Origin of the sequence: Streptomyces sp. NPDC052496 (assembly GCF_040679095.1) — a bacterium.
In the GTDB taxonomy this organism is placed as follows: Bacteria; Actinomycetota; Actinomycetes; order Streptomycetales; family Streptomycetaceae; genus Streptomyces.
On sequence record NZ_JBFAUH010000003.1, the window covers coordinates 152,370 to 171,919 of the forward strand.

Genomic DNA, 19,550 nt, shown 5'->3' on the forward strand with positions numbered 1-19,550 from the left:
TCCTGCCCCGTTCCCAGATCCCGAGCGGCTTTTCACCGCCCCGGAACCGTACCTAGGCGGCCCCACGCGGCACACCCTCCCCCGAGTTATCCACAGGCTTGACACCCCGCGCGTTCGAGCCACACCATTGAACCGAACGATCGGTCGGTCGGGAGGCAGGGGGATCACATGACGACGATCGCGCCGGGCGAGGAATCCCTCGCGGCCCTGGAGGCAGGATTCGACGCGGCCGTGGCCGCGGACGAGCGCATCGAGCCGCGCGACTGGATGCCGGAGGCCTACCGCTCGTCACTGGTGCGCCAGATGGCGCAGCACGCGCACTCCGAGATCATCGGAATGCAGCCGGAGGCGAACTGGATCACCCGAGCCCCCTCGTTGCGCCGCAAGGCGATCCTGATGGCGAAGGTCCAGGACGAGGCGGGCCACGGCCTGTATCTCTACAGCGCCGCCGAAACCCTCGGCGCGAGCCGCGACGAGCTGCTCGACAAACTGCACTCCGGCCGCCAGAAGTATTCGTCCATCTTCAACTACCCCACCCTGACCTGGGCCGACGTCGGCGCCATCGGCTGGCTCGTGGACGGCGCCGCGATCACGAACCAGGTCCCGCTGTGCCGCTGCTCCTACGGTCCGTACGCCCGCGCGATGGTCCGCGTCTGCAAGGAGGAGTCCTTCCACCAGCGCCAGGGATACGAGCTCCTGCTGGCCCTGAGCCGCGGCACCGAAGCCCAGCACGCCATGGCGCAGGACGCGGTGGACCGGTGGTGGTGGCCGTCGCTGATGATGTTCGGCCCGCCCGACGACGAATCGGCGCACTCGGCCCGGTCCATGGCCTGGAAGATCAAACGGCACTCCAACGACGAGCTGCGCCAACGCTTCGTGGACATCTGCGTCCCGCAGGCCGAATCGCTCGGGCTCACCCTCCCGGACCCCGACCTGAAGTGGAACGAGCAGCGCGGCCACTGGGACTTCGGCCCCATCGACTGGGACGAGTTCCGCGAAGTGCTCAAGGGCAACGGGCCCTGCAACGAACAACGGATCAGCCAGCGGCGCCGCGCCCACGAGGAGGGCGCCTGGGTGCGCGACGCCGCGGCGGCGTACGCGGCCAAGCACGGGGAGGGGACGCGATGACCACGACCGGTACGGGAGACGGCGACAGCCCGGAGAGCCGGGCGGTGCCGGACGGATCCGGGCGTCCGGTGTCCGGGACCGGACCCGGGGACGGGTCGTACGGGACGGGAGCGGCCGGAGCAGGAGCGGCCGGAGCGGGGACCGCTGCGGCGGCCGGCTCCGCCAAGCCCGCCGAATGGCCGCTGTGGGAGGTCTTCGTGCGCAGCCGCCGCGGTCTGTCCCACACCCACGCGGGCAGCCTGCACGCCCCGGACGCCGAGATGGCCCTGCGTAACGCCCGGGACCTCTACACCCGCCGATCCGAAGGCATCTCGATCTGGGTGGTCCCGTCCGCCGCGATCTCCGCCTCCTCCCCGGACGAGAAGGACTCCTTCTTCGAGCCGGCCGCCGACAAGCCCTACCGCCACCCGACCTTCTACGAGATCCCGGACGGGGTGCAGCACCTGTGAAGCCCGTACCGACAGCACAGGACCCGGCCACCGATGCCGGCACCACCGCGGCCGCCGCCCCCGTGGGTTCCCCCGCCCGGGACGCCACCGCCGCCCCGGCTCTGGCCCTCGGTGACGACGCCCTCGTCCTGTCCCACCGGCTGGGGGAGTGGGCCGGGCACGCCCCCGTCCTGGAGGAAGAGGTGGCCCTCGCGAACATCGCGCTGGACCTCCTCGGCCAGGCCCGCGTCCTGCTCTCCCTCGCCGGGGACGAGGACGAACTGGCCTACCTCCGCGAAGAACGCGCCTTCCGCAACTGCCAGCTCGTCGAGCAGCCCAACGGCGACTTCGCCCACACCATCGCCCGCCAGCTGTACTTCTCCACCTACCAGGAGCTGCTGTACGGGCAACTGGCCACCGGTGACGGCCCGCTGGCCCCCCTCGCGGCCAAGGCGGTCAAGGAGGTCGCCTATCACCGTGACCACGCCGAGCAGTGGACCCTGCGCCTCGGGGACGGCACCGCGGAGAGCCACGCGCGTATGCAGCGCGGCTTGGAGGCCCTGTGGCGCTTCACCGGTGAGCTCTTCGAGCCCGTACCAGGCCTGGACCTGGACCTGCCCGCGCTGCACGACGCCTGGGCCACCCGCGTCGAAAGCGTCCTGACGCGTGCCACCCTCACCGTCCCCGAAGGGCCGAGCCGCGGCGCCTGGACCGCGGGCGCCGGACGCCAGGGGCTGCACACCGAGCCGTTCGGCCGGATGCTCGCCGAGATGCAGCATCTGCACCGCAGCCACCCGGGGGCGACATGGTGACCACCACACTCGAAGAGCGACTGCTCGACCTGGCCGGCTCCGTACCCGACCCGGAGATTCCGGTCATCACCCTGGCCGAGCTGGGCGTCCTGCGCGGACTGCGGCTGACGGGCCCCGGCCAGGTGGAGGTCGAGCTGACCCCGACGTACACGGGCTGCCCCGCCGTCGAGGCCATGTCCGCCGACATAGAGCGCGTCCTCCACGACAACGGCATCCCCCAGGTCGAGGTGCGCACGGTCCTCGACCCGCCCTGGACGACCGACGCGATCACGGCCGAGGGCCGCCGGAAACTGACCGAGTTCGGCATAGCCCCGCCACGCCCCACCGGCCCGGCCGGCGGACCGGTGCCGGTGTCCCTGGCGATCCGCTGCCCGCACTGCGGCTCGACCGACACCACCCTGCTCAGCCGCTTCTCCTCCACCGCCTGCAAGGCGCTGCGCCGCTGCGATTCCTGCCGCGAACCGTTCGACCACTTCAAGGAGTTGTGATGTTCCACCCGCTCCGGGTCGCGGAGATCGAGCGGCTCACGGACGACGCCGTCGCCGTCACCTTCCAGGTACCGGCCGAGCTGCGCGAGACCTTCCGGCACGTCCCCGGGCAGCACATCGCGCTGCGCCGCACGGTGGACGGCCGGGAGATCCGCCGTACGTACTCGATCTGCACCCCGGCGTCGGACGAGCCCGCCCTGCGGGTGGGGATCCGGCTGGTCGAGGACGGCGAGTTCTCCACGTACGCGCTCAAGGAACTGGCCGTCGGCGACACGGTCGACGTCATGGCGCCGTCCGGGCGCTTCGTGCTGGCCCCGCGCCCCGGGCACTTCGTGGGCATCGTCGGCGGCAGCGGCATCACACCGGTGCTGTCCATCGTCGCGACCCTCCTGACCCGCCGCCCGGACGCCCGCTTCTGCCTGATCCGCAGCGACCGTACGGCAGCGTCCACGATGTTCCTGGAGGAGGTCGCCGACCTCAAGGACCGCTTCCCGGACCGCTTCCAGCTCGTCTCCGTGCTCTCCCGCGAGGACCAGCAGTCGGGCCTGCCCTCCGGCCGGCTGGACGAGGAACGGCTGCGGGAGATGCTGCCCGCCCTGCTGCCCGTGGCGTCCGTGGACGGCTGGTATCTGTGCGGCCCGTACGGCCTCGTCCAGGCTGCGGAGCGAGCCCTGCGCACCCTCCAAGTGCCCCGGAACCGCATCCACGAAGAGATCTTCCACATATCCGAGCCCACCCCTGCGGAGCTCGCCGCAGCTACGGGAAGCTCACCCTCCCTCCCGGGTGCTGCCGCCCCGCTCCGCGCCTCCGCGCGCAGCACCGTGACCGCGACGCTGGACGGCCGGGCCGGCAGCTGGCCGGTGCTGGACGGTGAACCGCTGTTGGAGACCGTGCTGCGCAACCGCGCCGACGCTCCGTACGCCTGCAAGGGCGGTGTCTGCGGGACCTGCCGCGCGTTCCTGGTGCGGGGCGAGGTTCGCATGGACCGCAACTACGCACTGGAGGACGAGGAAGTCACGTCGGGGTACGTGCTGGCCTGTCAGTCGCATCCCGTGACGGAGGAGGTCGAGCTGGACTTTGACCGCTGACCCCATTCACAAATACTGCAACCTGTTCTAACTTGACGCCTCGTCAGGTAGCCGCCGTGCGGGCACGCGGGAGGACAGGCCAGTGGACTTCACCTTCACCGAGGAGCAGCAGGCGGCCGTCGAGGCGGCCGAGGCCGTCTTCGCGGACGTCGTGCCCGACAGCGTGCCGAGCCCCGCGCTCACCGCCGGAGCCGTGGCCGACGACTTCGACCGCCCGCTGTGGCGCAAGCTGGCCGACACCGACCTGCTGAGCCTGCTGATCGCTCCGGAGTACGGCGGAGCGGGACTGGACCCGATCGCGCTCTGCCTGGTGCTGCGCGAGTCCGCCAGGGTGCTCGCCCGCGTACCGCTGCTGGAGAACAGCGCCGCGGCCTTCGCGGTCCAGACGTACGCCACCGACACCTTGTGCGCCGACGTACTGCCCCGGGCCGGGCGCGGCGAACTGGTCATCACCGTCGCCGCCGAGGGGCGTACCGGCCATGACCCCGCCGAACTCGCCGTCACCGCTCACCGCGACGGCCCCGAGTGGATCCTCGACGGCCTGCAGACCGCCGTTCCCTGGGCGCAGAGCGCCGACCGCGTCCTCGTCCCCGCCCACACCGGCGACGGAACCGCCGTACTCGCCCTCATACCCCGCCTCCGGGACGGCGTCCGCCTCCACGACCAGGTCTCCACCAACGGCGAACGCCACGCGGAAGTCCACCTGGACTCCGTACGGGCCCGCACCGACGAGGTGATCACCGACCCCCGCGCCTGGGAGTGGCTGCGCAACGTCCTCACCACCGGCACGTGCGCGCTGGCCCTCGGGCTCGGCCAAGCCGTACTGGCCATGACCAGCGCCTACACGGCGAAGCGCGAACAGTTCGGCTTCCCCGTCGCCACCTTCCAGGCCGTCGCCGTCCAGGCCGCCGACCGCTACATCGACCTGCGGGCCATGGAAGCCACCCTCTGGCAAGCCGCATGGCGCATCAGCACCGACGCGAACGGTGCGCTGCCACCGGCGGGAGATGTGGCAGTGGCCAAGATCTGGGCCTCGGAGGGCGTACGCCGCGTCGTCCAGACCGCTCAGCACCTGCACGGCGGCTTCGGCGCGGACACGGACTACTCACTGCACCGCTACCACGCCTGGGCGAAACAGCTCGAACTCTCCCTCGGCCCGGCCGCCGCACACGAAGAGACCCTGGGCGACCTGCTGGCCGCCCATCCCCTCGGCTGAACTCCGGGGGCAGGAGGGGCGCTGCGGGTCGGACCGTTCCTACAGGCCGGATCATTACAGCGCAGGCCGGACCAGTGCTACGGCCGGACCGCTGCGGCGCGGGCCGGGCCACTGTTGCAGGCCGGACCGCTGCGGCGCGGGCCGGACCACTGTTACAGACCGGACCACTGCGGCGCGGGCCGGACGAAAGGCGCGGGTCAGACGACCGCGCCCGGCTCGCCCTTGCTGTTCCTCACCGGGCGGCCGGCGGCCTCCCAGGCCTGCATGCCGCCGTCGACGTTCACCGCGTCGATGCCCTGCTGGATCAGGTACTGGGCGACCTGAGCGGACCGGCCGCCGACCCGGCACAGCACATAGACCTTGCCGCCGTCGGGCGCCCGCTCCGTCAACTCGCCGTACCGCCCGACGAACTCGCTCATCGGGATGTGCAGCGCGCCCTCGGCGTGCCCCGCCTCCCACTCGTCGTGCTCCCGCACGTCGAGGAGGAAGTCCTCGGACGTCAGAGCGTCGACACCGACCGTGGGCAGAGAACCAAAGTGCATGGTCCCGACGCTACCCGACCAGCTGCGCCAGGTACGCCTCGCGTTCGGAGACGTCCGCGAGCAGCTTCTCGGCGATCTCCTCCAACAGCGCGTCCGGGTCCTCGGGCGCCATCTTGATCATCGCGCCGATCGCGCTCTCCTCCAGCTCCGCGGCGACCGCCGCGAGCATCTCCTTACGCGCCGCCAGCCACTCCAGCCGCGCGTACAGCTCCTCGCTCTCGCTCGGCCGCTGCTCCCGCGGCACCGGCCCGGCCTCCCACTCACGGGCCAGCTCACGCAGCGCACCCTCGTCCCCGGCTCCGTACGCCGCGTTGACCCGCGCGATGAACGCGTCCCTGCGACCCCGTTCCGCCTCGTCGCGCGCCAGGTCGGGATGCGCCTTGCGCACCAGGTCGCGGTAGACCCGACGGGCCTCCTCGCTCGGCCGCACCTTCTGCGGCGGCCGGACCGACTGCTCGTTGAGCATCGCCTCGGCCTCCGGGTACAGGCCCTCGGACCCCATCCACCCGTGGAAGAGCTCCTCGACATCAGGCATCGGCAGCACCGACGCCCGCGCCTCCCGCGCCTTGCGGACGTCCTCGGCGTCACCCGTACGAGCTGCGATCGCCTCGGCGATCTGGGCATCCAGCTCGTCCAGCCGCGCGTACATGGGTCCGAGACGCTGGTGGTGGAGCCGGGAGAAGTTCTCCACCTCCACCCGGAAGGTCTCCACCGCGATCTCGAACTCGATCAACGCCTGCTCAGCAGCCTCCACCGCCCGCGCCAACCGCTCCGTGGCCGCCCCGCCCGATCCGTCGCCACCCTGGGGGGGCTCCGGGGTGCCCTGAGGCCTGGCCGGGTCACCCTGAACGTCGGCCGGACGACCGTGTGCGTGGGGCGAACCACCGTGTGCGTGGTCCGGGCCACCGTACGTGTGGGCCGGGTCGCCGGGAGCGTGGTCCGGGGCACCGTACGTGTGGTCCGGGTCGCCGGGAGCGTGGTCCGGGCCACCCTGAGCAGGGTCCGAGCCATCGGGAGCATGGTCCGAGCCACCGTACGTGTGGGCCGGGTCGCCCTGGGGCGGGTACAGGTCCTCGTCCGGGCTCGCATGGCCTCCCTGACCCGCGAGGCCCGCCGGCCCGGCTTGGGCCTCCTGACCCACCGGGGCCGCCGGGGCCGCTTGGGCCGCCTGAGTCGGGTACTCCCCCTGAGACGCGTGGGCCGCATGGCCCGCGCCTCCAGAGGCCGCATGTGCGTCCTGGCCGTCCTGCGCGTTCTCCGCCTGCGAGTTCGTCACCCGGCCACCCTACGGCCCGGTGCGCCCCCGTTCAGACTCCCGTCTCCGCGGCTATCCGCCCCCTCTTGATCGCCGCGACCAACTCCGCGTGATCCGCCTCCGTACGGTCCGCGTAGGCCACCGCGAAATCGGCCAGCGCCTCGTCCAACGCAGCGCCCTTACCGCAGTACCCGGCCACCACACGCGGATCGGCACTGTGCGCATGGGCCCGGGCCAACAACGCGCCCGTCATCCGCGCGTAATCGTCGATCTGATCGCCGGCGAGAGCGGCCGGGTCGACGCTGCCCTTGCGGTTCCGGAACTGCCGCACCTGGTAGGGCCTCCCCGCCCCCTCCCCACCCCCACCCCGCCCCGATTCATCCCTGCCCCGGCCCAGCTCGCCCCTCCCCCGACCCGGTTCATCCCTGCCCCGACCCAGCTCGTCCTCCCCCCGCCGCTCCTGCTCACGCACAGTGCTCCCGCTGCCGCTCCGCCCCGGCCACGGCTCGTACACCGTTGTCCAGCCCAGCAGGCTGTCGCTCACCACCTGCATGTGCCGCTGCCCGCGCACGATGCGCCGGCCCTCGTGCGCCACAGCCGGTGCCGGGAAGCCGGCCTTCTCCGCGTACGGCGACAGTGCCGAGCTCCTTGCCTCCTTCACCTGGAGCACCAGTGGCTCACCGCGATGGTCCAGCAGCAGCACCACGTACGAGCGCAGGCCCACGCTCCCCGTGCCCACCACCCGGAACGCCACGTCCTGCACCTCATACCTGGCCAGCAGCGGGAGCCGGTCCTCCGGCAGCGTGTGCAGGTAATCGGCGAGGGAGGCGACGACCGCGGCGGCCTCCGCGTCCGGTATGCGCCGCAGTACGGGCGGGGCGTCCACGAACCTCCGTCCGCCGCCGGCTATCTCCTCCGTCGACTTCGCCGCGAACCGCGCGCTGGTGTTCTTCCGGGCCTTGGCCACCACCCTTTCCAGCGTGCCCAGCAGGTCACGGGCGTCCGCGTGCGAGACCAGTTCCTCGTCGGCTATCGCGTTCCAGGCGTCGGCGGCCGGCATGCCCGCCAGCAGGCGCATCGTGCGACGGTACGCGCCCGCCGCGTCCCGGGCCGCCTCCCGGCACTGCACCTCACTCGCCCCGGCCTCCCGCCCGGCCAGCACCAGTGAGGCCGCGAGCCGCTTCAGGTCCCACTCCCAGGGCCCGTACAAGGTCTCGTCGAAGTCGTTGAGATCCATCACCAGCTTGCCGCGGGCGTCGCCGTAGAGGCCGAAGTTGGCCGCGTGCGCGTCGCCGCATATCTGCGCGCCGATGCCGGTCACCGGGGTGGCCATCAGGTCGTACGCCATCAGGCCGGCGGAGCCGCGGAGGAAGGCGAACGGGCCGGCGGCCATCCGTCCGACCCGTATGGGGATCAGCTCCGGGAGACGGCCGGCGTTGGACTCCTCGACCGACGCCACCGCGTCCGGCCGACCGGCCTCCGGCGTGAACCGGCCGTGCGCCGAGCGTGGTGCCCGCTCCCGGAGCGCCTTGCCGACCGCCTTCGGCGCGGAACCCCGCGCGTCCCGCTTCGCGAACCCCGTTACGTACGGCAATCGCGTCATCGCCGCCCCCTCCCCCTTCGTGCCCGTGCCCCGCCCCGGACCCCGTCGTCCGGCCGCGTCGGAACAACCTCGGAAACCGGTGGCGTACCGGTGATGTGCCAGTGGCCTACCGCCGGTCGCCGGGCCGCTGTCCCCGCCGCGTGGTCACGACGGTACAGACAAGCCCCGCCTCGCGGCAGGGCCTGTGGATAACTCTGCGTGACAGAGTCGGAGTGAGGCGTGTGGCACCCGGGGCGGGTGCCTCCTGCTCAGACTCCGACCGCCTCTTCCATCTCCTCCTCGGCCTCCTCCGCCGTCGTCCCGGCCCGCTCCGCGCTCTTGCTGTCGCCGGTCGTCGCCGCGTGGGCAGGGCGGCGCTCCGGCACCGTGGCGGCCACCGCGGCCGCGGCCACGGCCGTCGCGTTCTGCGCCGCGGCCGCCGCCGCGCGCCGCCTGCGCGTCTCGGCCAGGGACGCCACCCCGACCATCACGAAGCCCACGACCAGCCACAGGACCAGCGTCCAGACGTGGCCGGCCAGCCCGTTGCCGTCGAAGTAGACGTGGCTGCGGGTGCCCTCGACGAAGCCGGCGCCGTTCCAGAAAGCGTGGAGGGAGGCGAAGAAACCGTTCTGCAGCTCGGGGCGGAAGACACCGCCCGCTGAGGTGAAGTTGAGCATCACGAACAGCGCCATGACGCCCAGCGTGGTCCAGCGCTTGAGGAACGTGTGCAGCCCGGTACCGATCAGCAAAATCCCCGCCGAGTACAGCCAGGCCATGCTCCACAGCCCCCACAGCCCGTGATCGACCAGGTGGAAGACCGGCCCGGCGAAGAGCGTGCCGAGAATGCTGACCACGAAGGAGGTACCGACCGCCAGCGCCGCGCGCAGCCGGATCGGCAGTACGCCGCCCGCGCCGCCGATCACCGCGACCGAGGCGTACGAGCCGATGCTGATCGCGACCATCAGGAAGAAGAGTCCCTGGCCCGTCGGATCGTCCTCGGCCGGCGGAGCGACATCGGTGACCTTCAGCGGCGCGCCCTGCTGGGCCGCGACGGGCGTGAAGACCTTCTGCACCACGGACGCCGTGGTGTCGGAACCGGCCGTCGCGACCAGCAGCTCGGGCGCCGCCTTGGCGCTGCCGCCCTTGGCCGCCGTGGCGCCCGCCGGAGCGCCGCCGCCGGAAGCGTGCGTGTCCGCCACGTACGCGCCGAAGATCTCCTGGTGCTTCAGCTGGTCCTCGGCCTCGGCCCGGCTGCCGACCGTGCGTACGTCCAGGCCGCCGTGCGCCTTGTCGCTGATCGTCTGGGCGAGCACCTGCGTCTGGGAGCCGGAACCGACCACGGCGACGGGCAGGTGGTGCGGCTCGGGGTGCGCGAAGGCTCCCAAGTAGGCGAGGCCCATGCCGACGCACATCAGCAGCGGGGTGATCAGGTGGGTCAGGACGTGCCGTAGATCGGCTCGGTGATCAGGGCGGTGGTGGTCGGGGCGTCGGACCGAACTCATGCGTCGTGCCTTCTCAAGCTAGTCGCTCAGCTTCGAGTAGTTGGCTTATACAACTCTCATTCCACGTTGTACTATACAACTACTTCAACGAAAGGCAAGCACCCGTGGCCCGCAGAGACGAATCCGTCGAGACCATCCAGCAGGAGATGACCGCGTTCGCCCGCCGGGCACGCGCCACCGCCGCCCGTATGCACCCCGAGCTCTCGCTCGTCTCCTACACGCTGCTGGCCCACCTCGACGACCAGAAGGGATGCCGCGCGACGGACCTGGCCGCGCACTACCTCCTGGACAAGTCCACGGTCAGCCGGCAGATCTCCGCCCTGGAGAAGCTCGGATTCGTGGAGCGCCGCGTCGATCCGGACGACCACCGCGTCCAGGTGCTGCACCCCACCACCAAGGGCGCGCAGATGCTGGCCAATGTCACCGCCAGCCGCCGCCAGGCGTTCCACGCACGGCTCGCCGACTGGGACGAGGAAGACCTGGAACGCTTCGCGACCTACCTGCTGCGCTACAACGCCGCACAGGAACGACACGGCTGAGCCACGACACGACTGCCCCACGAACAGGCACGACACGCGCCCGAGCCACGACGCCCCGAAGGCCCCGGACTCCGCGAACCCCGCGAACCCCGCGAACCGCGCGCCTCAGCCCCGATACCCCGGACGCCCCCGACACCCCGGACGCCCCGGCCCCCGGGCACCCCGGACTCCGCGAACCCCGCGCCTCAGCCCCGACACCCCGGAAGGCCGCCCCCCGCGCCCCGTCCCCTCACTTCCGGAAGCGTTCCGGACACTGCCCGCCGTCGGCGAGGTACGTCTCGGCCCACCGGGCCAGCTCCTTGAGCGCGGGGTCGAGGGCCCGCCCCGCCTCGGTCAGGCGGTACGAGACGCGCAGCGGCGGTCCACCGTCGACCTCCCGCACGACGAGGCCGACCGCGGACAGTTCGGTCAGCCGGTCCGAGAGCATCCGCTCGCTGATTCCGGGGACCGCCCGCCGCAGCTCGGCGAAGTGCACCGGCCCGCCGAGAAGGACGGACACGATCAAGCCGGTCCACCGCTTGCCGAACAGCGCGAAGACCAGCGCCATCCCGGTGTCCACCTGCCTGCACGTCGCATCCCCACGTTCCACCATGCGTCCAGAGTACTGCCTTACCGTTTGGTACTGCGGAAAAGTAAGCTACTGTGCTAAACATAGGAACGTACGGAGCATCTCCTCGGGCCGCGCACCGGCCACTACCGAAGGACCGCATCATGGCCACGCTTCTGCACCTCGACTCCTCCCTCTTCCCGACCGAGGGTTCCGCCTCCCGCACGGTGACCGCCGCCTTCCGCAAGGCCTGGGAGGAGCAGCACCCGGACGGCACCGTCGTCCACCGCGACCTCGCCACCACCCCGCTGCCGCACCTGGACGCCTCGGGCCACACCGCCGCCTTCAGCGCCCCGGACACCCTCACCGCCGAGCAGCAGACCGCTTTCGCGCGCCGCCTCGAACTGGTCGAAGAGCTGGAGAAGGCGGACGCGGTCGTCATCGGCGCCCCCATGTACAACTTCTCGATCCCCTCCACGCTCAAGGTGTGGCTGGACCACGTGACCATCGTGGGCCGGGTCACCGGGGAGGAGTCCTCGCTCAAGGGCAAGCCGGTGACCATCGTCGCCAGCCGCGGCGGCGCGTACGGCCCGGGCACGCCCCGCGAGGGCTTCGACTACGTGCAGAACTACCTTCAGGCCGTGCTCGGCACCATGTTCGGCATGGAGGTCGACTTCATCGTTCCCGAGCTGACCGCGGCCCCCAGCAACCCCGCGATGGCGGAACTCATACCGCAGTACGAGGCCTCCCGCGACAAGGCCCTCCAGGAGGCCGCCGACAAGGCCAAGGCCCTTGCCGTCCGCCTCACCGCCTGACGCGTCGCACAGCACCAGCCGGCACCGCACCGCACCGCACCGCACCGGCAAGCTTCACTCGACCCCCCAGGCCGGCCCCGCGCACACGCCGCAACAGTCCGCCGGGCCGGCCCCGCGCGCACTCGGGCATCACTCAGCCCGCCGGGGCGGTGCCGGCCCGGAGGCAGGGCCCCCACACCGCTCGCCCGTCGCTACGCCCCCAACCCCGCATCCCGTGCGAGCAGCGCCGCCTGGACCCGGTTCTCGCAGCCCAGCTTGGACAGGATGCGGCTGACGTACGTCTTCACCGTCGCCTCGCTCATGTGGATCCGCTCGCCCGCGTCGGCGTTGGAGAGCCCCTCGCCGAGCAGGGACAGCACCTCCATCTCCCGTTTCGTCAGGACGGACAGCCGCCGGGCGGCCTCCTCCGCGCGCCGCGCCGTACGGGTGGCACCGGCCTCCCCGCCAGGACCCCCGTGCGCCACCAGCGAATCGGCCACGTGGCGGGTGGCCACCGGCGACAGATAGGCGTGGCCGTCGGCCGCCGCACGCACCGCCCGGATCAGCTCGTCCGGCGCGGAGTCCTTCAGCAGAAAGCCCGCGCTTCCCTCACCCATCGCCCGCAGGACGTTCTCCCGCTCCCCGAACGTGGTCAGGATCAGGGCCCGTACGGACGGTGCCGCCCGGCGCAGTTCGGCCAGCGCCGTCAGGCCGTCCATGACCGGCATCTGAATGTCCAGCAGCACCACGTCCGCGCCATGGCCACGCGCGGCCTCGATCGCCTCCTTGCCGTTGCCGGCCTCCGCCACGACCGCGATGTCCCGGGCGGAGGTGAGGATCATCCGGATACCGGCTCTGATGAGCGGCTCGTCATCAGCGACGATCACCTTGATCACTCGTACTCCCGCACCGGCTCGGTCGGCTGCTCCCATGGACAGCGTCATCTTCCCCCCGTTCACACGCCGGTCCGTCCGGCCGCCCTCAGGCCTTCCCCAGGAAAGTCCGCTTCTCCACCAGCTTCCCGTCCTTGAAACAGAACCGGAACGCAGGCTCCTCCTCCCAGTTCGCGGACGGCTCCGTGGACGGGAAGGACTGGCAGCGCGCGCCCTCCGGCTTCGCCGGCCCCTGTTCGTTCAGCTCGCTGTACAGGAACGACTCGGTCGGCAGCTGTTCGCGTACCTCGTCCTCCGGCGAGCCGACCTTCAGCTGCTCGTACGTGCTCGGCGACACCGAACTCTCCTCCATCGCCTTGAAGAGCTCGACCATCCCCCAGGCGGTCAGCACCCCCAGGACCACGATCACGCCCGCCGCCAGGCCGCACCCGACGGCGAACCCGCTGCGCCTCGCCTCCCCGCGGAACATCGCCCTGTCCGGCGCCGCATAGACCCGCGCCCAGTCGATGACCGGCTGACCGTCCTTGCCGGTGCGCACCACCGGGTGCCCACGACCGGCGTCCACCGATCCACCACCCGGACCTGTCGGATCGCCAGAACCGCCCAGCCCAACACCCACCGGCAGCATCGGCTCCGCAGCCATACCCGCAGCCGCCTCCGCGGCCGTCTCCGACACCGCCGCCGTCATCGTCACCGGCCCGTACGGCAGCACCCCGGCCAGCCTGAACCCGCCGCCCGGCACCGGGCCGGTGTGCACCATGCCGCCGACCAGCCGCGCCCGCTCCCGCAGCCCCGTCAGCCCCTGGCCGCCGCTGACCTCGGGACCGCCGGCAGCACCCGGCGGCACCGGCCCGTTGACCACCTCCACCAGCAGCGAATCCGGCTCGTAGCGCAGCGCCACCGTCACCGGCGCGCCCGACGCGTGCTTGTGCGCGTTGGTCAGCCCCTCCTGCACGATGCGGTACGCGGCCCGGTCGACGGCCGGTGCCAGCGCGCGCGGCTCCCCCGACCGGGCGACGGATATTCGCGCCCCCGCACCGCGCGACGCCTCCACCAACGCGTCCACCTGGGCGACCCCGCGTTGCCCCGCGTTCGGAGCCGGGCCCGCGCCGATCGCCGTGTGCGGCGCGGCCGCGTCCTCGTGTTCGTCGCGCAGCAGCCCCACGACCTCGCGCAGTTCGCGCATCGCCGCCACCGAGGCTCCGCGCAGCACGCCGACGGCCTCCCGCTGCCGCTCGTTCAGCTCGGAGTCGACCTCCAGCGCGCCCGTGTGCACGGCGATCAGCGTGAGCTGGTGGCCCAGGCTGTCGTGCATGTCCTGCGCGATGCGCTGCCGCTCGCGCAGCCGCGTCTGGCGGGCGATCATCGCGTTCTCCCGCAGCAGCTGGGTGCGCTGGGCGTGCAGGGTCTCCACCAAGGTGCGGTGCTGGGACCAGTAGCGGCTCGAAATACCGGGCATGGCCACTATCGCCAGGAACGACACCGCCAGGATCATCAGCTTCTCCGGCGACACCGCGGGAAAGTCCTGGATCACGGGCACCGCCATGCTCAGCAGCAGCGCCACCGCGAACACCACCAGCGCCCGCGCGCTCCCCGCGATCCGGCGCCCGGCCGACCAGCCCGCCACGATCAGCAGCGCCGATATCCCCACGAACAGCCAGCTCAGCGACGCCGCGAAGACCAGGACCGTGCCGGGCAGGGCGCGGCGCAGCGGCGCGAGGACCATCACCGCCGCCGTCACCAGCCAGGTGGAAACGCCGTCGGCGTCGCTGATCTTCTCCATGCCGAGCGCGATCAGTCCCAGCATCAGCGCCAGCAGCGATTCACCGACGACGCGGTACGGCGGCCACTGCTCCGGCCGGGTCAGGCACCGCCACACCCGCCCGGCCGCGGCCCGGGCCGCCGTCGCCCGGGCCGCCACCTGTGCACTCCCCGTGATGTTCACGCCTTGAGCGTAGGAAATGCCCGCCTGCCCACACAGTCACCGTTCGTCGTTCCCTGCCTCGACGAAAGTCGCTGCTTCCACGGTGGGGCACCGACAGGGACGACGGCACGGGCGCACATTCAACCCCCCGGCCCCCGTCCCGCCCCCACCGCGACGGCCGCCCCCACAGCCAGCGCACCCCCGACCCACAGCACCGCGGTGACCCCCCAGCCGTCCACCACCCGCCCCCCGCCGAACGCGCCCAGCGCGATCGCCGCGTTGAACACCGCCACGAACAGCGCGGACGCCGCCTCGCGCGCCTCCGGGGCCACCGCCATCAGCCACGTCTGCGTACTGACCGACACCCCTCCGTAAGCCAGCCCCCACACCGCCAGCAGGGCCACCGCACCCGGCACGCCCACCCCCAGGACGGGCACCAGCAGCACCGCCCCGGCCAGCACCGCGCTGATCACCACCAACGTGCCGCGCGGCGACCGCCCCGCCCCGGCGCCGCCCAGGAAGTTGCCCGCGACGCCCGCGCCCCCGTACACCAGCAGCAGCGTGCTGATCACCCCGGGACCGACGCCGGAGACCTCCTCCAGGACCGGCCGCACATACGTGTACGCGGCGAAGTGCCCGCCCACCAGCAGCGCCACCACGACCAGCCCGGTACGCACCCGCGCGTCACGGAACAGCCGCAGCACCCCGCCCAGCCGTACGGCCCCCTCGGCCGGCAACGGCGGCAGCAGTACGGCCAGTGCCACGGCGACCAGCGCCGCCGCCCCGCCCACCACGACGAACGCCGCGCGCCACCCGCCCACTTGCCCGGTCAGCGTGCCCGCCGGCACCCCGAGCACCGACGCCGCGGCCACCCCACTGAAGATCAACGACGTCGCGGCGGCCACCGACCGCGCCGCAACCAGCCGCACCGCGAGCCCCGCCGCCAGCGCCCACACGCCGCCCATGCCCAGCCCGACCAGCACCCGCGCCGCCAGCATCACCCCGAAACCGGGCGACCACGCGGCCAGCAGATTCGCCGCCGCGATCATCCCCATCAGCCCGCACAGCACCGTCCGCCGGTCCGCCCGGCCCACCGCCAGGGTCAGCGCCGGCGCCCCCAGCGCCGCGACCACACCGGTCACCGTGATCGTCAGCCCCGCCGTACCGTCCGTCACCCCCAACGCGCCCCCGATGGGCGTCAGCAGCCCCACGGGCAGCATCTCCGACGTCACCACCGTGAACGTGGCCGCCGCCAGCGCCCCCACCGCGGGCCACCCCGCGCCCCCGCCCGGCCGCAACGCGCCGTCCCGGCCCGCCGTTTCCTCGATCGTCGTCATGCACCCCAGCCAACGCGCGGCCGCCCGCGGGAACAACGGCGAACCCCTCACGCTTCCATGAGCGTGACTCATCGATCAGCAAGCCTCCCGGCCCGGCACCAGGCCCCTGCGCCCGGCACCGCCGGCGGCCTGGAGATCCGTGAACTGGAGTGCTTCCTGGTCCTGGCCGAAGAGCTGCACTTCGGCCGCACCGGCGCGCGCCTGTACGTCTCACAGAGCCGCGTCAGCCAGCTCGTCCGCGCGCTGGAACGCCGTGTCGGCGCCCGCCTCGTCGAACGCACCAGTCGCCGCGTACGGCTCACCCCCCTCGGTACGGACTTCCTCGCCGCCCTCCGCCCCGCCTACGACGCCCTGCGCGGCACGGTCGAGGCCACCGTCGCCGCCGCCCGCGGCATTGGGGGCCGGCTGCGCATCGGCTTCCAGGGGGCCGCCGACGCCTGCCTCATGAAGGCCGTCGACACCTTCCACACCCGCCACCCCGATTGCGCCGCGCAGCTCGTCGAGATACCGCTCCAGGACCCGTTCGGCCCGGTGCACCGCGGGGAGGTGGACGCCGCCGTCGTCCTGCTGCCCGTCGAGGAGCCCGGCCTCGTACTGGGGCCGGTCTTCTCCGAACAGCAGCAGACACTCGCCGTCTCCGTGCGTCACCCCTTCGCGTCCCGCGCGTCCGTCGACGCCGAGGAGCTGGCCGACGGGCCCCTCATCGCCGTCGAAGGCCCCGCTCCCGAGTACTGGCGCCACGCGCAGGCCCCCACCAGCACGCCCGGTGGCCGCACCGTCCCGCCCGGTCCCGGGGTCCGCACCCTCCAGGAGGGCCTGACATCCGCCGCCGCCGGACGCGGCGCGATGCTGCTGTGCCGCCCCACGGCGGACTATCACGGGCGCCGGGACGTCGCTTTCGTACCGGTCACCGGCCTGCCGGACTCCGCACTCGGCCTCGTCTGGCACCAGGACCGCGAGACCGCGCGCACCCGCGCCTTCAGCGCGGCCGTCACCGATGTGACGTAGCCCTCACCGCTTCTTTCGGACGACGGGCCGGCAACTGTCCGGGCGACGGGCGAGAAGCATCCGGAGCGGACCGGGCCTCGGCCAAAGGGCCGACCAGGCAGCTACCGGGCGGCGGCCCGGCAATCGCCGGAGCCCGCCCGGCAGAGCCGTCGGCACAACGCAAGACCCCCGGTCCGGGAATCCCGGACCGGGGGTCTCATCTGTGCGCGAGGGGGGAGTTGAACCCCCACGCCCTTTCGGGCACTGGAACCTGAATCCAGCGCGTCTGCCTATTCCGCCACCCGCGCATTGGGTGTGTCGTTCGATTCTCTCACGCGTTCCGGGCTGTTCCGTCCGGGTCTTGTGCGAGCGCCTTGCGACATGCAGAACATTAGCACGCTGTCCGGGGTGCCTTCACATCCGTTCTTCGGAGCCCGCCCCTGGCCGCCTCCGGGAGCCCTCCCGCCGCCCGGCATCCGCCACCCGGCCCCGGCGCCGCCCCGCCCGACGGCTCCCGCTGCCACCCCTTCGCCGCCCCACCCGACGGACCTCTCCTGAATCACCCCCGGGCCACCCGCGACCGGATCCCGCCGCCCCCCGACCGGATCCCGCCACCTCCCCACAACCCCACCGGCACCCGTCCCCCACCCACGTCCACCCCACTGCTCCACTCCACCGCCCACCCGGTCGGCGAACCCGGCGGTTGCGGGACACTGTGAGTGGGGCACATCTACGATCGCAGTGCCATCGCAACGCCGGCGCGGTCTCATCGCGAAGCCATCGCGGTGCCAGGGCCCGTCCCGGTGGCCGATGACACGGCAGTTTCGCCACGGCGGCACCGCGGACCCATCGCGGTGACGCCGGAGTGACGCACCAGCAAGCAGCAGTGAGCAACCTTGTGAGGGGCGACACTCGTCCTCACGGCGGGAAAGGGGAACCAGCCGATTTCCCGGCGCGTGGATACGATCAGTAAGCAGTATCAGGACGACCCTGTCGAAGACCGACCTGACGAAGACTGAGGAAGGAGGTGCCCCGTGGGAGTACTGAAGCGCTTCGAGCAGCGTCTCGAAGGTCTCGTCAACGGCACCTTCGCCAAGGTGTTCAAGTCCGAGGTGCAGCCCGTTGAGATCGCCGGCGCGCTCCAGCGCGAGTGCGACAACAACGCCACCATCTGGAACCGCGACCGCACGGTCGTCCCCAACGACTTCATCGTCGAACTGAGCACCCCCGACTACGAGCGGCTCAGCCCGTACAGCGGCCAGCTCGGAGACGAGCTCTCCGGCATGGTCCGCGACTACGCCAAGCAGCAGCGCTACACCTTCATGGGCCCGATCAAGGTGCACCTGGAGAAGGCCGACGACCTCGACACCGGCCTGTACCGCGTCCGCAGCCGCACCCTCGCGTCCAGCACGTCCCAGGAGCACCCGGGAGCCGCCGCCGCGGCCCAGCGCCCCACCGCGCCCCGGAGCAGCCCGTCCGGCCCCGGCGGTCATGTGGGCCCGCCCCCCATGCCCAGCTCGCCGCCCGGCGCCGCCCAGCCCGCGTCCCGGCCGGGGTCACCCGGTGCGGGCCCGCAGCCGGGTGCGGCTCCCGACAGCTGGTACCAGAGCCGGGGCGGAGCGGACCGGAGCGCGCAGACCAGGCGCTGGATCGAGATCAACGGCAACCGTCACCAGATCTCCCGGCCCACCCTCGTCCTCGGCCGCAGCACCGACGCCGACGTACGGATCGACGACCCGGGAGTCTCCCGGCGGCACTGCGAGATCCGCGTCGGAACACCGCCGACCGTCCAGGATCTGGGTTCTACCAACGGCATCGTGGTAGACGGGCAGCACACCACCCGCGCTACGCTCCGCGACGGCTCGCGGATCGTCGTGGGCAGTACCACCATCGTTTACCGGCAAGCCGAAGGGTGAAGCGGGGGCAATGTCAGAGCTGACCCTCACGGTCATGCGGTTGGGTTTCCTCGCCGTACTGTGGCTGTTCGTCATCGTGGCCGTCCAGGTCATCCGCAGCGACCTGTTCGGCACGCGTGTCACACAGCGCGGCGCCGCCCGGCGCGGCGGCCAGGAGGCGCGTCCGCAGCAGCGCCAGCAGGCCGCTCCGCCGCAGCAGCGCCGCCAGGAAGGCGGCCGCGGCAACAACCGTCAGCGCCGCGGTGCCCCCACAAAGCTGGTGGTCTCCGAGGGCACGTTGACGGGTACGACCGTCGCCCTCCAGGGCCAGACCATCTCGCTGGGACGCGCGCACGACTCCACGATCGTGCTGGACGACGATTACGCCTCCAGCCGGCATGCCAGGATCTACCCGGACCGTGACGGCCAGTGGATCGTCGAGGATCTCGGGTCCACCAACGGCACGTATCTCGACCGGACCCGACTGACGACCCCGACACCGATTCCGCTGGGAGCCCCGATCCGCATCGGCAAGACCGTCATCGAGCTGCGGAAGTAGTGCTACGTCATGAAAGAGCGCGAGCGGAGCGAGC

General features: G+C 72.1%; 18 protein-coding genes, 1 tRNA gene and 1 pseudogene. 11 read left to right on the forward strand and 9 right to left on the reverse strand.

Annotated elements, in window-relative coordinates; genetic code table 11:
- The first annotated feature begins 168 nt into the window (after positions 1-168).
- From paaA to AB0L45_RS06105, 6 genes are all read left to right on the forward strand, one after another.
- Positions 169-1,128: a 1,2-phenylacetyl-CoA epoxidase subunit PaaA gene (paaA, locus tag AB0L45_RS06080; protein WP_365836623.1), complete on the forward strand. Its 960-nt coding sequence runs from the start codon at positions 169-171 to the stop codon at positions 1,126-1,128.
- Positions 1,129-1,310: 182 nt separating this feature from the next.
- Positions 1,311-1,577, forward strand: a complete 267-nt coding sequence (paaB, locus tag AB0L45_RS06085; protein ID WP_030017804.1) for a 1,2-phenylacetyl-CoA epoxidase subunit PaaB — start codon at positions 1,311-1,313, stop codon at positions 1,575-1,577.
- 62 nt (positions 1,578-1,639) lie between these two features.
- Positions 1,640-2,368, forward strand: a complete 729-nt coding sequence (paaC, locus tag AB0L45_RS06090) for a 1,2-phenylacetyl-CoA epoxidase subunit PaaC (RefSeq protein WP_365837045.1) — start codon at positions 1,640-1,642, stop codon at positions 2,366-2,368.
- Entirely contained in the window at positions 2,362-2,856 is a 495-nt protein-coding gene (paaD, locus tag AB0L45_RS06095) for a 1,2-phenylacetyl-CoA epoxidase subunit PaaD (RefSeq protein ID WP_365836625.1), read from the forward strand. Before paaC ends, paaD begins: the two co-directional genes overlap by 7 nt.
- Entirely contained in the window at positions 2,856-3,944 is a 1,089-nt protein-coding gene (locus AB0L45_RS06100) for a 2Fe-2S iron-sulfur cluster-binding protein (RefSeq protein WP_365836627.1), read from the forward strand. Before paaD ends, AB0L45_RS06100 begins: the two co-directional genes overlap by 1 nt.
- An 82-nt stretch (positions 3,945-4,026) precedes the next feature.
- Complete coding sequence (locus AB0L45_RS06105) at positions 4,027-5,160, forward strand: acyl-CoA dehydrogenase family protein (RefSeq protein ID WP_365836629.1); 1,134 nt, start codon at positions 4,027-4,029, stop codon at positions 5,158-5,160.
- A 197-nt stretch (positions 5,161-5,357) separates the two neighbouring features.
- Here AB0L45_RS06105 and AB0L45_RS06110 read toward each other — a convergent pair whose 3' ends face one another.
- The 4 genes and pseudogenes from AB0L45_RS06110 to AB0L45_RS06125 all read right to left on the reverse strand — a co-directional run bounded on the left by AB0L45_RS06110 (position 5,358) and on the right by AB0L45_RS06125 (position 10,041).
- On the reverse strand, positions 5,358-5,702 hold the full coding sequence (locus AB0L45_RS06110) for a rhodanese-like domain-containing protein (RefSeq protein WP_365836631.1): 345 nt from the start codon (positions 5,700-5,702) through the stop codon (positions 5,358-5,360).
- Between the two features lie 10 nt (positions 5,703-5,712).
- Positions 5,713-6,474, reverse strand: a pseudogene (locus AB0L45_RS06115) (hypothetical protein); the annotation flags it as partial.
- 535 nt (positions 6,475-7,009) lie between these two features.
- A complete protein-coding gene (locus tag AB0L45_RS06120; protein ID WP_365836633.1) occupies positions 7,010-8,560 on the reverse strand; it encodes a DUF2252 domain-containing protein in 1,551 nt (516 codons plus the stop codon).
- A gap of 248 nt (positions 8,561-8,808) precedes the next feature.
- Positions 8,809-10,041 carry an ABC transporter permease gene (locus AB0L45_RS06125; protein ID WP_365836635.1) on the reverse strand — a complete coding sequence of 411 codons (1,233 nt, stop codon included), beginning with the start codon at positions 10,039-10,041 and terminating at the stop codon, positions 8,809-8,811.
- Between the two features lie 104 nt (positions 10,042-10,145).
- Here AB0L45_RS06125 and AB0L45_RS06130 point away from each other — a divergent pair, with 104 nt between their 5' ends.
- On the forward strand, positions 10,146-10,580 hold the full coding sequence (locus tag AB0L45_RS06130) for a MarR family winged helix-turn-helix transcriptional regulator (RefSeq protein ID WP_365836637.1): 435 nt from the start codon (positions 10,146-10,148) through the stop codon (positions 10,578-10,580).
- A gap of 229 nt (positions 10,581-10,809) precedes the next feature.
- Here AB0L45_RS06130 and AB0L45_RS06135 read toward each other — a convergent pair whose 3' ends face one another.
- Positions 10,810-11,172, reverse strand: coding sequence for a helix-turn-helix domain-containing protein (locus AB0L45_RS06135; RefSeq protein WP_365836639.1), 363 nt, complete (start codon positions 11,170-11,172; stop codon positions 10,810-10,812).
- Between the two features lie 119 nt (positions 11,173-11,291).
- Between AB0L45_RS06135 and AB0L45_RS06140 the strand changes: the two genes are divergently transcribed.
- The gene (locus AB0L45_RS06140; RefSeq protein WP_365836641.1) at positions 11,292-11,942 is read left to right on the forward strand and encodes an NAD(P)H-dependent oxidoreductase; all 651 of its coding nucleotides are present in this window, start codon (positions 11,292-11,294) and stop codon (positions 11,940-11,942) included.
- A 191-nt stretch (positions 11,943-12,133) separates the two neighbouring features.
- On the opposite strand, the gene AB0L45_RS06145 is transcribed toward AB0L45_RS06140, so the two are convergent.
- The 3 genes from AB0L45_RS06145 to AB0L45_RS06155 form a co-directional block, all read right to left on the reverse strand.
- Entirely contained in the window at positions 12,134-12,817 is a 684-nt protein-coding gene (locus AB0L45_RS06145; protein WP_365836643.1) for a response regulator transcription factor, read from the reverse strand.
- A gap of 85 nt (positions 12,818-12,902) precedes the next feature.
- Complete coding sequence (locus tag AB0L45_RS06150) at positions 12,903-14,759, reverse strand: histidine kinase (RefSeq protein WP_365836645.1); 1,857 nt, start codon at positions 14,757-14,759, stop codon at positions 12,903-12,905.
- A gap of 119 nt (positions 14,760-14,878) precedes the next feature.
- Entirely contained in the window at positions 14,879-16,075 is a 1,197-nt protein-coding gene (locus AB0L45_RS06155) for an MFS transporter (RefSeq protein ID WP_365836647.1), read from the reverse strand.
- Between the two features lie 57 nt (positions 16,076-16,132).
- Between AB0L45_RS06155 and AB0L45_RS06160 the strand changes: the two genes are divergently transcribed.
- Entirely contained in the window at positions 16,133-17,083 is a 951-nt protein-coding gene (locus tag AB0L45_RS06160; RefSeq protein ID WP_365836649.1) for a LysR family transcriptional regulator, read from the forward strand.
- Positions 17,084-17,286: 203 nt separating this feature from the next.
- Here AB0L45_RS06160 and AB0L45_RS06165 read toward each other — a convergent pair.
- A tRNA-Leu gene (locus AB0L45_RS06165) sits at positions 17,287-17,370 on the reverse strand.
- A 726-nt stretch (positions 17,371-18,096) separates the two neighbouring features.
- Here AB0L45_RS06165 and AB0L45_RS06170 point away from each other — a divergent pair.
- Both AB0L45_RS06170 and AB0L45_RS06175 read left to right on the forward strand, forming a co-directional pair.
- Positions 18,097-18,978, forward strand: coding sequence for a DUF3662 and FHA domain-containing protein (locus tag AB0L45_RS06170; RefSeq protein ID WP_365836651.1), 882 nt, complete (start codon positions 18,097-18,099; stop codon positions 18,976-18,978).
- A 10-nt stretch (positions 18,979-18,988) separates the two neighbouring features.
- Complete coding sequence (locus AB0L45_RS06175; protein WP_365836653.1) at positions 18,989-19,516, forward strand: FHA domain-containing protein; 528 nt, start codon at positions 18,989-18,991, stop codon at positions 19,514-19,516.
- Positions 19,517-19,550 lie beyond the last annotated feature (34 nt).